The organism is Phreatobacter sp., from assembly GCF_051860605.1.
GTDB lineage: Bacteria > Pseudomonadota > Alphaproteobacteria > Rhizobiales > Phreatobacteraceae > Phreatobacter.
Genome location: NZ_JBHYDR010000010.1, coordinates 26593 through 38740 on the forward strand (window position 1 = coordinate 26593; position 12148 = coordinate 38740).

A 12148-nucleotide genomic window follows, 5' to 3' on the forward strand; every position below is an offset into this window, starting at 1 on the left:
GCAGCGGACATGGCCTGTGCCCCTGATGTCAGTGACGCCCGCGAGCGCGGCCGACCCGAAGGTTCCCTGGCGCGCGCTGCTCGTGCTGGGTGCGGCCTCCTTCGCCTCGTCTGCGGCACTGCGCTTCTGCGACCCGCTGCTGCCCAAGCTGGCCGACAGTTTCATGACCACTCCGGGCGCCGCCGCCATCGTGGTCACCACCTATTCGGTCGCCTACGGCGTCTTCCAGCTTGTCACCGGTCCGCTGGGCGATCGCTTCGGCAAGGTCGCCGTGGTGGCCATCGGCACCATCCTGTGCGGCCTGTTCACGATGGTCAGCGCGCTTGCCACCAGTCTCGAGCAGATCGCGTTGTTCCGGCTCGCCGCCGGGCTGACGGGGGCGGCGATCATTCCGAACTGCCTCGCCTTCATCGGCGACACCATCCCCATGGCGCGCCGGCAGGCCGTGCTTGCCCGCTACATGGTGTTCATGAGCGGCGGGGCGGTCAGCGGCCAGGCGATCGGCGGCATCGTGGCCGACCTCGTCGGCTGGCAGGGCGTTTTCGTCATGGTGGGCGCGGTGCTGACGCTGGCCGGCGTCATCCTGCTCGTGCAGATGCGCAGCAACCCGGTGCTGGCGGCCCGGCCGGCGCGAACGGCCGGCGGAATGGTCACCGCCATCATCCAGATGCTGTCGCTGGGCAAGTCTCCGGCGGCACGGCTGGTGCTCATCACCGTCACGCTGGAGGCGGCGATCTTCTTCGGGGCCTTCACCTTCCTCGGCGCGCATCTGCGCAACGCCTATGGCATCAGCTACACGCTGATCGGCGCCCTCACCGCGCTCAGCGCAGGCGGTGCCGTGCTCTATGCCTGGTCGGGGCCGATGCTGCTGTCCCGCTTCAGCCAGGCGAACCTCATCACCGGTTCCGCGATCCTGTTCGTCGCGGCCTTCCTCATCTTCGCGGCCGCCCCGCCGCTCTGGCTGATGGCGACGGCCATCGCCCTCGGTGGCGCCGGCTTCGCCTGCTTCCACAACGCGCTGCAGATCCTGGTCACGCAGATGAACCCGGAGGCGCGAGGCGCATCCTTCGCGGTGTTCGCCTTCGCCTTCTTCACAGGTCAGACGGTCGGCGTGGCGATCGCGGGCACCGTCTTCGACAGGGCGGGCGCCGCGCCTCTGTTCATCGGCGCAGCCGTGCTGCTGCCGCTGCTGGTTGCCTGGTTCGGGCTTGGCCTGCGCCGGATCGGGCCGCCGCCGTCAGCGTCCTGAGCCGCCGCCGCGCGAGACGCGCTCGATCTCGGCGCGCACCAGCCGCTCGACAAGCTGCGGCAGATTGTCGTCCAGCCAGGTCTTCAGCATGGGCCGCAGCATCTCCTTGACCACGTCGTCGATGGTCTTGGAGCCCCCGGCAAACATGGTGTTGGCCAGCGAGCCGAAGGCGGCGCCGACCGCCGCATGGGCCTCGGCCGACAGAAGCGCGGGCCCCTCGGCCACGACCGGCCGCGGCGCCGGAACGGGAGCCGGCGCGGGCATGGGCGAATCCATGAAGTCGATGTCGGCGCGCTGGGACATCGGCCGGATGATGCCGACATGGTCCTGGACCGCATCGGCCGTGCTCAACTCGAGAATCTCCGGCTCGACCCTTGCCGGCGGCCGGGCCGCGGGCGGCGGCGGAGGCGGCGGAGCGGGCTCCTCTTCGGGGATGTCGTCGAAGCCGGCAAGCAGCGCGTCGATGTCGTCCTGCGACTTCGGCGCCTCGTCGGCGACGGGCGCCGGCGCCGCGGCCGGCTTGGCAGCAGGTTTGGCCGGTTCGTCATCGGCGATGATCCGGCGGATCGACGCGAGGATTTCCTCCATCGACGGTTCACTGGCCTTGGCCGTCTGCGACATCCCCGCCCACCCCGACTGTTGCACGCACGAACCCGGACCAGCCTGCACCGCAGGCCCTCACGGGCAACGAATCAACAGTTTCAACTATGCACCGCCTTGCAGGCCCGGCAAAACGTCCGCCCGGCCATCCACAGGAAGATGGCGATCTGTCAGCGGCCGTCGGGCGTGCGCACGCCGATCCACTGGTCGCGCACCTGCTGGTAATGCTGCGTGGGGTCAAAGATTTCCGTCCGGAGCGAGAGCCGCGGCGCATTCAGCCGGCCCATGGCACCGAGCACGGAATAGGACAGCACCACCCGGTCCCGCTGCGCCCGCACCAGCGAGACGCGCGCCTCGGTGAGGTTCTGCTGGGCGTTCAGCACATCGATGATGGTCCGCTGGCCGACCTTGTACTCCTCGCGGATGCCGTTGACGGCGATCTCCTGGGCGCGCACCTGCACCTCGGCGGCCTGGATCTGCGCACGCGCCGCCTGCAGCGCGGCCCAGGCCTGGGTCACTGCCTGGCGCACGCTGGCGGCCGCCGTCTCGATCTGGATGCGGCGCTGGCCATGGGCTTCCTTGGCCTGGCGGATCACCGCATAGTCACGGCCGCCATTGGCGAAGATCGGGATGGTGAGCGTCGCCCCGATCGAGCCCGAGACGGACTGGTTGGCGGCGGTCGACTGCTCGGCGGCGCGGGTGATCGCGGCGGTCAGTGACAGCGACGGGTAGAGGGCCGATTCGGCGATGCGCACCTGCAGGAGCTGGGCGTCGGCACCGTGGCGGGCGCCGCGGATGGCCGGATGCTCGCTCTGGCCGGCGATGATGGCACCGTCGAGCTGGCGCGGCAGAAGCGCTTCCACCGTGCGGGCCGGCACCAGCCGCCCCGGCGCGATGCCGACTTGCTGCTGGTAGACGGCGCGGGCAGTCGCCAGATCGGCCTCCGCGCCGTTGACCACGGCGATCGCGCCCTGCAGAGCGGATTCGGCCAGCGCCACGTCGGTGCGCGTCACCTCGCCGACATTGAACCGGTCGCGCGTGGCACGAAGCTGCTCGCGCAGCACCTCCACATTGCGCCGCCTGAGGTCCAGCACGGCCTGCTCGCGCAGCACATTCATATGCGCCGTCGCCGAGGCCAGCAGCACGATCTGCTCGGTGTTGCGCAGCGTCTCGCGCGCCACCAGCACGTTCTGGTCGGCCTGGCGCACGGTGTTGGTGGTCCGGTTGCCGTCGAACAGCGGCTGCGTCACCGACAGCGTCGCCGAGCGCGGCATGGTCCGCGACGAGGTGTTGAAGCCGGGCGAGCCGGGCGGCGGATAGGCACGAGTGCCCGCGCTCGATTCGGAATACTGGCCGGCAATGCCGATCGTCGCATTGACCGAGGGCCGGTAGCCGGACAGCGCCGCGGGCACGCCCTCATTGGCGACCCGCACGCCAGCGCGCGCGGAATTGAGGTCGGGATTGTTGCGATAGGCCCGGATCAGCGTCTGGTCCATCGACTGGGCGAGGACCGGGCCGGATGCTGCGAGACTGGCGAGAAGGGCGGAAAGCGCGGCTGCAAAAACAGCCGCGGAGCGGGCACGAGGTACCGTGGCTCCGGTCATATGGGACACCTGCATCAAAGTTTCCCCGGCTCGTCCGCCCGTAGCCAAAGGGTTAATCTGAGTCGTTAAAGAATTCGGTACCGGGACGGAAGCCCAAAGGCGGTCTGGGCCGCACTTCGGGCCGCAGGTGGGGCATCAGGGCCACACTGGCCGGGTGCGCGGTCAGAAAACAAAGCCGCGCGGTGCCTCGAATCCGGGCAATGAGGGTATTGCTGCATCAAATGCGGCCCGGACGCTGATTTCGCCGCCGCGCTTCTCGTGGACAAGACATTTTGCCGCGCGGCCGGTTCCGACCACCGCGACGAGCCGGCCGCCATCCGCAAGCTGGGACAGAAGGCTCTGCGGCACCTGCTCGGCGGCGCCTTCGACCAGGATGACATCGAAGGGACCATGCGCTTCGGCACCGTCCGCCAGCGGACCGTCCGCAAGCGTGACGCCGGCCAGCCCCGCCAGATTGCGACGCGCCTCGGCGGACAGGACCTCGTCCGCCTCCAGCGCCACGACCGATCCGGCGAGCCGGGCCAGCACGGCGGCCGAATAGCCGGTGGCCGAGCCCACGTCGAGAACCCGGTCGCCCTCGCCGATGGCCGCCGCCTGCAGCATGCGGGCAAACACCATCGGCTCCATCAGGAACCGTGCGGCGACGCCCGGCGCGGGCACGTTCAGCGGAAGGTCGTCGTCGAGATAGGCCAGGGCCCGGCGCTGCTCAGGCACGAAGGTCTCGCGCGGCACCACCATCAGCGCATCGACGATGCGGCTGTCGGTGACGTCGTTCACGCGCACCTGGGTATCGACCATGGTTCGCCTGGCGCGCGCATAATCGATCATCGTCCGGTCCTCGCCTGCCGGCCGCCCGGAGCGGCCCCGCCGATCAGCGTCTTAGCGGCGCGGAGGCGATCCTGGCAAGGCGGCCGTGAACAATGGCGCACGGCTGGTTGCGGGCCGCGCTTTCCCCGTGCTAGAGCGAAGCCCGCTCAGGACCGGCCGACCGGCGCGAGCGGATGGCCTCGTGGCGGAGTGGTTACGCAGAGGACTGCAAATCCTTGCACCCCGGTTCGATTCCGGGCGAGGCCTCCACCTTTCTCAACCATCATTGGTTTTCCTCGGCTTTCGGGTCGGTTTCCCCTCACGTTCCGGAACCACTCCGAAAAGGTGAGGGATTTTGTTCTCGGAAAGTCTCGCCACGGCATCGTCGGCGAGGCGCTTCTTGCGGGCCGCGCGCGTGTAGCGTCCGGCCTGTTTCGGGTCGGTCCAGCCATAAAGCGCCATCAGCGCGTGTTCCGATCCGCTGGCCTCGGCGACGAGTGTCGCGCTGCCCTTCCGGATGCCATGGGCCGTGCAGTGCCGCAGGCCTGCAGCGATGCACCAGTCCTTGAATTTGTTGCTCAGCCCCTTGGCCGTGAAGGGCCGTCCGAAGGCCGTCACGAGGAAGGCGAGGTTGCCGACCTTCGATTGCCCGATGACAGCTGCCAGCGCCGGGTGCACGGGAATGTCGAGCTGGACCGGCCGAACGTTGCGGTTCTTGTGCAGCGTCAGCAACAGCCGTCCACCGCGAACGTGCTGGGGTCCAGCCCTTGAAAGGTCGGACACCCGCAGGCCGGTGAACAGCGCGAGGGCAAAAGCCAGGCGGGCCTGCGTCCCCTCCCCGTGCGCGGCCAGGAACTGGCCGAACTCGTCTTCGGTCCAGGTGTGATGGCCCGTGCTTTCCCGCCGGAACTTGGCGACACCCTCGCTCGGATCCTGCGGCAGGTCCCATGCCCGGCCGAGCCAGGCGAAGAACGGCCGCAGGGCCTTCAGGCGGTGATTTGCCTGTTCCGGCGCCGAGGCCCTACGGTCCCTCAACATGGTGACGTGCTTGCGCGATATCCGGGCCACCGGGCAATCGGCCATCAGCAGGTCGGGATTGTCACGGTCGAGCGGCTCCAGGCACATGGCCTCGAACAGGCGCCGGCGGGCCTTCTGCGTCTCCGGGTCGAAGGCCTTCCACTCGGCCGAGGCCTGATAGGCCATCCAGGCCGCGCGGAACGAGCCGGGCACCGCACGGGCGAGCTTCGGCCGCCCATCATCGGCCCGCGGTGCGCCAGACCGCAGCCAAGCCACCGCCGCCTCGTATTCGGCGCGAAACGCTTCCGTCCCTGGCTCCTCGCGCAGGCGCTTGCGCGGTCCCTGCCCGAACCGGACATAGAGGCGCCGGTTGCCGTGGCGGTCCGTCTCCTCGACCAGATATCTGTAGCGGACCGCGATCGTCACCATGCCGCCTCAGGGCACCACCCTTCCCCACTTGTCATCGTCCTGCAGGATCTCCGGCCCGTCATGCGGAAGGCGCTTGAAGGCGGCATGCACCTCCTCGGCGTCCCATATCCGCCGGCTGCCGATCATTCGCGGGCGGGGCATATGGCCCTTGTCCACGAGCGAGCGGAACAGACTGACCCCGACCCCCACCGACGCGGCGGCCTCGACATCGCAGAGGCCGAAGCGAATCGGCGGCTCGGCCCGCCCCGCCAGCACGGCTGATCGGCGCCCCATCAGGCTGCCTCCTCCGCAACCGGCTCTCCCTCGCCGAGGCGCTCTATCGCAAGGGCGATCTTGTGGAGAGCATTGCCGTCGAGCGTTCGAACAGCGCGGAAGCCAGCCGGCACGGCCGGATCGCCCGAACGGTAGTCGACCGATTGGCCGCCCTTCGTCACGATCCGCGTAACATAGGTGCGCTCGACGTGCTCGATGCGCTCGATGCCGTTGGCCATGTCCGGGGTATCGAGCAGCACCGTCAAAGCCTGGGCAAGCGTGCGCTTCGCGGTCAGGGGGCAAACGATGATGTGACCGTTTTGGTCAACCGGCTCGGCCGCGCCGGCCAGGTCCGACTTCGGCCCGCAGTTGCGCTTGGAGCTGCTCGCCAGCAGCCCCAGCAGCAGGATGGCAGTGTTGGCGGCGGTCGCGGCCGTGCCTCCGCCGGGGCCAGGTTTCACCGCGCCAGGGAAGCTGCCGGCCTCGCGGATCGCCCGCTCGTATTCATAGAGCTCTTTGGCATCGATACCCGTGGCATCGGCCATCGCGACGGCGTAGAGGGTGCGGAGGCTCACGGCCAAACTCCGATCTTGAGAAATCACCAACATAATTGTTGGCACTTTCTCAACTTGTCAAGCTTGAACGCAGCAGCCGCACGAGATCGTCCGCGATCGCAGGCCCCAGCATCTGCCGCGCCGTGAAAGCCTGCTCGGCAGGCAGGCCCACGAGCTTGCGCAGGCCCTTCGGCCCGTCCCATTGCCGCTCGGCGGCCTCGGTGGCGGCCGTCGCCAGCGCCTGCGATTCGGCCAGCGCCTCCGCCTTGGCCAGCACGCCGGCAAGCGTGCGCGCCGGCGCCTCGGCAAGGGCATAGACCACCTCGTCATAATCGCGCAGCGCCCGCCAGAACCGCTCGCCGGCCCCGGCATATCCGGACACCTCGAGCGCTTCGATCTTGCGGGCCTCGTGCTGCCTGGCGAGCTGCAGCTTTGCCGTCAGCCTGCGAATACCGGGAAGCATCGGCCGCTCGGCCAGTGCGTCAGCCAGCGCCTCGGCCGAATAGATGCATTGCCGCACCGCCGGCCCGGATCCCGCCCCGTCGCCGTCCAGCAGCACGGCTTCCCCGTCCAGGTCGGTTTCCCGTTCGGTCAGCCCCATCCGGTCATGCGGGCTGCCGATGGCAACGCGCAGCGTGCCCGGCGCCACCGGCCACAGGGCCAGGCAGCGCGTGTAGGCCGGCGGGATGGCCGCCTGGGCGGCGCTGATGGCCGCCAGGGCCTCGCCGCGGCGCCGGGCAAGCTCCAGCACGGCAGGGCATTCAGCGGCCTCCGCAGCCGCCGGCGAGCCGGCAAGCGCCACGGCGATCGACGCGCCGAGGAATGCGCGGCGGGATGAGCTGGCAGACGGCAAGCCGGTAGCGGCTGCCGGAACAGGGGTGTTCGGCATTGGTAGAGCCCTTCGATTGTGCTACCGTCACCATGATGGTGACAGACGCACAATAGTTCAGGATCATTATGGTGACAAGTGCACAATTCAGGGCAGCGCGCGGGCTTCTCAACTGGACGGTGCGTGACCTGGCCGAGCGCGCAGGGGTCCACCGCAACACCGTCACCCGACTTGAAACGGAAGTAAGCTCAGGCCAAGGCCACGCTGCAGCGACGGTGATCGCCGCGCTCGAAGCAGCCGGCGTCATCTTCGTCGATGAGAACGGGGAAGGTCCGGGCGTTCGGCTAAGGAAGGCACCTTGAGCGGATCAACACTCTCCGTTTGCGTTCAATACGTCCAAGCGTTCTCGGGGCCGATCATCGCCGCAATGGTGGCACTTGGCGCCGGAATCGTCGCGTTCGCGCAGATGCGGATCGCGAGGGAAAAGTTGCGCTTGGATATAACCAAAGAACGGTATGAGGCCTACAAGCGATTTCGCGATCTAATGGACGCGAGCAACAGTGATGCATTCGCTCAGAAGTTCGCAGAATTCAAGGCATGGTCACCGCTAAACAAGTTGCTATTCAGCAAATCAACAGCAATCAAGATGAACATAATTGCCTTCATTGCAGAGGGGTTTCATAAGCGACTTGATGACATTACGAAAGGCAACCACAATTTCACGGCCGATGGGGCTGATAATGAAATTATTGCGCTTCTTGATGATTTTCATGCAAGAATCACATCACACACAGAATATATTGAGAGCGAGATAAGAAAAATAATGATTCCGGTTGATGTCCCACCTAACACCGGCGCGGATATAGGTTATCTGATCTTATTTATTTTCGGAATGATCGTGATACCAGCGGGCACTGCATTTGTCTCGCGATGCATTGGATAAAAGATCATATTCTATTTATCATCTGAGGCTCGTCCCTGTCACTATGCTGAAAATATTAGATTATTTTGCAGAATGATAGGGAGAGGGTCGAGCTAACTAACCCGCGTATACGGATCGATCTCAACCCCTCGGGCGTTCTCGCTCTGCAGGAACGGCACGGTCACCTCTCGGATCCGCTGATCGACCCGCCGGGCGATCTCCTCGGCATCGGCACGGCTGGCGCCAGGCGCATCGACCCGGATATCGCCGATCGTCACGCTGCTGCCGCCACCGCGGCCTGAAGCGGCCTCGGCCGCGCGGTCGGCCATGTCCAGGGCGCGGGCGGTGGCCCGGCGCTGGTTGCGGGTCAGCACCTCCTCGCCCAGCTGGGCGATGATGGGCACCTCGTCGGCGCCGAGCCGCCGGCCGGAATGGGCGCGCGGCGCACCCGCCAGCAGGGCCGTGGGCGCCAGGACCGGCGCGCCGCCGGCGCCGATGACGCCGCCCGCATGGAACAGGCTGAACAGCGACAGCGCGCCACCGGCGCCGCCACCGCCGGACAGCCCGCCGAGAAGGCCGAGCAGCCCGCCAAGGGCGCCGGCGGGCGAGCCGGCGGCCGGGGCGAGCCCCATGAGCTGGGCGAACATGCCCTGCCCCGTCAGCGCGGCGCGCGCCAGCTCCGCGGCCAGTCCGCGCAGCATGTCGGAGGCCTTGCCGCCGCGGAACACCAGATCGATCAGGCGGTCGCCGCCATATTTCAGGGCGTCGGACAGCGCCCGTTGGGCCGCCGTCGCGTCCTCGATGGCGTTCTTCAGAATCTGCTGCTGGGCCGCCAGTGCCGCGACCTTGTCGCGCTCGGCCTCGGTCAGCCGGCCGCCCTGCTCGCGCGCCTGGGCCTCGGCCTTGACCACCTCGGTCAACCGGGCGCGCTCCACCGCCGATCGGCCGACCGTCGCCAGCTCGACCTGCGACAGGGCAATGGCGCGCTCCTGGGCGCGCATGAACTTCTCGACCGCCTCGGTGCGCTTGTCGGTCTCGTCGGCCGAGGAGCCGCCAGCAGTGCCCCCCGTGGCCGCGCCCGTTTGCGACCGTCTCGTCGGATCGATCGGAACACCGGGCGGAGGCGGAAGCCCGGCCAGCGCCCGGCCGCGGCGCTCCTCGGCCGCCATCTGGCTGATGGCCTCGATCTCGCCGCGCATCTGGACGACGCGTGCCCGCAGCGTCTCGCGCTGCGCGCCCAGCGGATCCGGCGCCAGGCCGAAGCCACCGCCATCCGGACGCACCTCTTCGGTCACCCTGGGACGCGGAAGGGCGTCCAGCTGACGCTGCGCCTCCTGAATCTCCTCGCGGAGTCCGGCGATGCGGGCCTCGGCGGTTACGCGGACGCCAAGGTCGCTGCGGCCCAGCATTCCGACCAGATTGGCGGCCTCCCGGAGAAACCCGACAATGCCGCCGAGGACACCGACAACACGGTTGAACTGCTCGGCCGTCCAGGCGGCGTTTTCGCCCATGGCCAGCGCCAGGCGGACGCACTCGTCCAGAATCGGACGCATGTTCTGGCCGAGGACGCGGGCGTTCTCCTCGAACTTCAGCTTGAGCTCCTCGGCCCGCTTGATGAGCTCTGGCGAGACCAGACTGCCATCGCGCAGGCCGGACTGTTCGAGCTCGCGCACCTGCCAGTAGAGGTCGGCAAACTTGGCGCGGCCCGCCTCCACCCGCTCGGCCATGTCGGTGAGGCCGAGATTGCGGGCGATGTCGATCGCCTCGAGGCGGCGGCCCTGCGCCTCCAGGTCCGTCAGGCCCTGCAGCACCTGTCGGATCGCCTCCTGTGGGTCCGTAGCGTCCCTGAGGCCCTGCAGCGCGGTCGATGTCATCGAGACCGGAACGTCCAGAAACGCCCTCTCGAAGGCCTCGACCGCCTTGTTCGACGATCCGGTCAGTGACTCGGCAGAGAAGCGCGTGCGGGTGGATCGCTCCAGGGCCGCGAAATCGCGCTCCACGTCCCTGAGCTTGGCGCCGAGACGCTCCGCTCCCACGACGAAGCTCTGGAAAAAGGTCGTGCCGACTCCGGAGGCCGCCGCCTTTTCAGCGATCTCCCTGAAGCGATCGAGCTGCGCGACCCCGGCGGCCGTGGCCGCGGCGAAGGCCGAGACGGCCGCAATGGTGCCCTGATAGGCGACGGCCAGGCCGGCGATGGCGCGCGCCGTCGATCCCGCCTTGGTGGTGATGCCGCCCAGCGCAGAACCGGTGGCCTGGTGAGAGGCAAGGGCGGAGGCCGACACCGAACCCATGCCGGTGGCCACCGCCCGCGCCAGCGTGGCGATCGCGCGGGTGGCGGGCTCGACGTCGGCCCGGAAGGGCATCACAAGCGGCTTGACCATGGTTCAACCCTTCAGAGGTTCCGAGCGGTTTCGATGGTTCCGCCGGCCGGGCGTACATCCGGCCCGGCCGGCGGAGATGCGCGGCGGGTTAGTGCCGCGGCTTGAAGAGAAGGCCGGCCAGGTGTGCCGGCACCCGACCGGCCTATGGAAGCGCGCCGTTACCGGCGGCGCGCCGCCAATCAGGATGCCGAGAACTTCAGAAACTTGATGGCCTGGGTATCGTCCGGCGAGCCGCCGACCCGCTTGGTGGCGTAGAACAGGACGAAGCCCTTCTTGGTGTAGGGGTCGCGCAGCAACCGCACGTCCATCCGGTCGGTGATGATGTAGCCACGCTGGAAATCGCCGAAGGCGATCGCGTGGGCGTCGGCGCCGATGTCCGGCATGTTCTCGTCGAACTCGACCGGATAGCCGAGCAGATTCGAAGGCGTCGCGGCATCGAGCGACTGGCGCCAGATGAGGTTGTCGTTCTCGTCCTTGAACTTGGCGATCACCGCGCCGGTGGCCGAGTTCATCAGCCAGCGCGCGTTGCGGCGATAGCCGGCCTTGAGGCGGAACATGAGGTCCACCAGCGGATCGGCCTGGGCGGCAGGGAAAGCGCCCGAGGCGCCCGTGGGGACATACTCGAACTTGCCCCAGTCGCGGACATTATCGCGCTCGGCGACGATCGGCAGCGACAGAAGGCCCATGGGCTTGCCGACGCCGTTACCCGAGATATAGGCCGCGCCCTCCTTCTCGGCGAAGGTGGTCGAGATCTCCGATTCCAGCCAGACGGCGATGTTCGAGCGCGCATCGTCGATGAGCTTCTGCGTCGCCGCAGGCTGAGCGTATACCTCGTTGGAGGGGATGGTGAGCAAGGACAGCTGCGGGCCATCGGTCTCGGGGCGATCGTCCTTCTCGGCGACCCAGCCAGCCTCAGTGCCACCCCGGCTGACGGGATGGGCATAGGTGTCGGCCGAGGTCTGGACGACGCGCGCCAGCCGCCGCATAGGGCTGATGTCGCGCTGCATCTGCATGATCGTGGCGTTGACTTCCATCGGCGCGAGGAAGCCGCCATCGGGATCGGAATCGACCGAGTTGGCAGCACGATCGGTGATGAGGTCGACAGCATCGCCGCTGCGCATGAAGTTGGCGAGCGCGGCCTCGTGCTCGGCGCGGCGCTCGGCGGCCTGCAGGTCGGCGACGTTGCCGACCATTTCCCAGCTGCGGCGCGGTGAAGCGCCGGCCGAATGCGATGCGCCTGCGTTCGCACCTCGACGGGCGGCGGCGGGGATGACAACCTTGCCCATACGCTCGTTCTCGGCACGAAGGCGGCCGTTCTCGGCCTCCATACGCTCCAGCGCCGACATCACCTCGGCATTGTGTGCCTCGAAAGCGGCGGTGAGGTCATCCTCGCTCGTGGCAGCGCCGCCGACACTGGCCACAAACATTTTCGGAGCAGTTGCTGCACGGCTCATGGTCGATCTCCTTGAAGAAAAAAAGATTTCCGGGAATTTCGCGGCCGGTT

General features: G+C 67.9%; 12 protein-coding genes and 1 tRNA gene. 4 read left to right on the forward strand and 9 right to left on the reverse strand.

From position 1 onward, the window contains the following. Positions 1-25: 25 nt before the first annotated feature. The gene (locus ACTIFS_RS16735; protein WP_439575263.1) at positions 26-1249 is read left to right on the forward strand and encodes an MFS transporter; all 1224 of its coding nucleotides are present in this window, start codon (positions 26-28) and stop codon (positions 1247-1249) included. Here ACTIFS_RS16735 and ACTIFS_RS16740 read toward each other — a convergent pair. The 3 genes from ACTIFS_RS16740 to ACTIFS_RS16750 all read right to left on the reverse strand — a co-directional run bounded on the left by ACTIFS_RS16740 (position 1238) and on the right by ACTIFS_RS16750 (position 4281). Beyond that, on the reverse strand, positions 1238-1870 hold the full coding sequence (locus ACTIFS_RS16740; protein ID WP_439575264.1) for a PopZ family protein: 633 nt from the start codon (positions 1868-1870) through the stop codon (positions 1238-1240). The two genes, ACTIFS_RS16735 and ACTIFS_RS16740, sit on opposite strands and share 12 nt — an antisense overlap. A 149-nt stretch (positions 1871-2019) precedes the next feature. Next, entirely contained in the window at positions 2020-3468 is a 1449-nt protein-coding gene (locus ACTIFS_RS16745) for a TolC family outer membrane protein (protein ID WP_439575265.1), read from the reverse strand. Positions 3469-3615: 147 nt separating this feature from the next. Continuing rightward, positions 3616-4281, reverse strand: coding sequence for a protein-L-isoaspartate O-methyltransferase family protein (locus ACTIFS_RS16750; protein ID WP_439575266.1), 666 nt, complete (start codon positions 4279-4281; stop codon positions 3616-3618). Between the two features lie 175 nt (positions 4282-4456). Between ACTIFS_RS16750 and ACTIFS_RS16755 the strand changes: the two genes are divergently transcribed. Continuing rightward, positions 4457-4530, forward strand: a tRNA-Cys gene (locus ACTIFS_RS16755). Between the two features lie 6 nt (positions 4531-4536). Here the strand turns inward: ACTIFS_RS16755 and ACTIFS_RS16760 are convergent. The 4 genes from ACTIFS_RS16760 to ACTIFS_RS16775 are packed head-to-tail and all read right to left on the reverse strand — an operon-like array spanning position 4537 to position 7401. Continuing rightward, positions 4537-5706, reverse strand: coding sequence for a site-specific integrase (locus ACTIFS_RS16760; RefSeq protein ID WP_439575267.1), 1170 nt, complete (start codon positions 5704-5706; stop codon positions 4537-4539). Between the two features lie 6 nt (positions 5707-5712). Continuing rightward, on the reverse strand, positions 5713-5979 hold the full coding sequence (locus tag ACTIFS_RS16765) for a helix-turn-helix transcriptional regulator (RefSeq protein ID WP_439575268.1): 267 nt from the start codon (positions 5977-5979) through the stop codon (positions 5713-5715). Continuing rightward, a complete protein-coding gene (locus tag ACTIFS_RS16770) occupies positions 5979-6533 on the reverse strand; it encodes a hypothetical protein (protein ID WP_439575269.1) in 555 nt (184 codons plus the stop codon). Before ACTIFS_RS16770 ends, ACTIFS_RS16765 begins: the two co-directional genes overlap by 1 nt. 49 nt (positions 6534-6582) lie before the next feature. After that, positions 6583-7401 (reverse strand): hypothetical protein, encoded by an 819-nt coding sequence (locus ACTIFS_RS16775; RefSeq protein ID WP_439575270.1) that lies wholly within the window; start codon positions 7399-7401, stop codon positions 6583-6585. Positions 7402-7469: 68 nt separating this feature from the next. On the opposite strand from ACTIFS_RS16775, the gene ACTIFS_RS16780 reads away from it, so the two are divergent. Further along, positions 7470-7703: a helix-turn-helix domain-containing protein gene (locus ACTIFS_RS16780; RefSeq protein WP_439575271.1), complete on the forward strand. Its 234-nt coding sequence runs from the start codon at positions 7470-7472 to the stop codon at positions 7701-7703. After that, on the forward strand, positions 7700-8284 hold the full coding sequence (locus ACTIFS_RS16785; RefSeq protein WP_439575272.1) for a hypothetical protein: 585 nt from the start codon (positions 7700-7702) through the stop codon (positions 8282-8284). Before ACTIFS_RS16780 ends, ACTIFS_RS16785 begins: the two co-directional genes overlap by 4 nt. Positions 8285-8376: 92 nt before the next feature. On the opposite strand, the gene ACTIFS_RS16790 is transcribed toward ACTIFS_RS16785, so the two are convergent. Beyond that, the gene (locus ACTIFS_RS16790; RefSeq protein ID WP_439575273.1) at positions 8377-10644 is read right to left on the reverse strand and encodes a hypothetical protein; all 2268 of its coding nucleotides are present in this window, start codon (positions 10642-10644) and stop codon (positions 8377-8379) included. A gap of 179 nt (positions 10645-10823) precedes the next feature. Then, a complete protein-coding gene (locus ACTIFS_RS16795) occupies positions 10824-12098 on the reverse strand; it encodes a phage major capsid protein (RefSeq protein WP_439575274.1) in 1275 nt (424 codons plus the stop codon). Positions 12099-12148 lie beyond the last annotated feature (50 nt).

What these genes read in the sequence shown, in the direction of transcription:
- ACTIFS_RS16780 (WP_439575271.1), top strand. Translation starts at nt 7,470, where the DNA reads ATGGTGACAAGTGCACAATTCAGGGCAGCGCGCGGGCTTCTCAACTGG.
- ACTIFS_RS16775 (WP_439575270.1), bottom strand. Translation starts at nt 7,401, where the DNA reads ATGCCGAACACCCCTGTTCCGGCAGCCGCTACCGGCTTGCCGTCTGCC.
- ACTIFS_RS16765 (WP_439575268.1), bottom strand. Translation starts at nt 5,979, where the DNA reads ATGGGGCGCCGATCAGCCGTGCTGGCGGGGCGGGCCGAGCCGCCGATT.
- ACTIFS_RS16745 (WP_439575265.1), bottom strand. Translation starts at nt 3,468, where the DNA reads ATGCAGGTGTCCCATATGACCGGAGCCACGGTACCTCGTGCCCGCTCC.
- ACTIFS_RS16735 (WP_439575263.1), top strand. Translation starts at nt 26, where the DNA reads ATGTCAGTGACGCCCGCGAGCGCGGCCGACCCGAAGGTTCCCTGGCGC.
- ACTIFS_RS16790 (WP_439575273.1), bottom strand. Translation starts at nt 10,644, where the DNA reads ATGGTCAAGCCGCTTGTGATGCCCTTCCGGGCCGACGTCGAGCCCGCC.
- ACTIFS_RS16795 (WP_439575274.1), bottom strand. Translation starts at nt 12,098, where the DNA reads ATGAGCCGTGCAGCAACTGCTCCGAAAATGTTTGTGGCCAGTGTCGGC.
- ACTIFS_RS16740 (WP_439575264.1), bottom strand. Translation starts at nt 1,870, where the DNA reads ATGTCGCAGACGGCCAAGGCCAGTGAACCGTCGATGGAGGAAATCCTC.
- ACTIFS_RS16760 (WP_439575267.1), bottom strand. Translation starts at nt 5,706, where the DNA reads ATGGTGACGATCGCGGTCCGCTACAGATATCTGGTCGAGGAGACGGAC.
- ACTIFS_RS16750 (WP_439575266.1), bottom strand. Translation starts at nt 4,281, where the DNA reads ATGATCGATTATGCGCGCGCCAGGCGAACCATGGTCGATACCCAGGTG.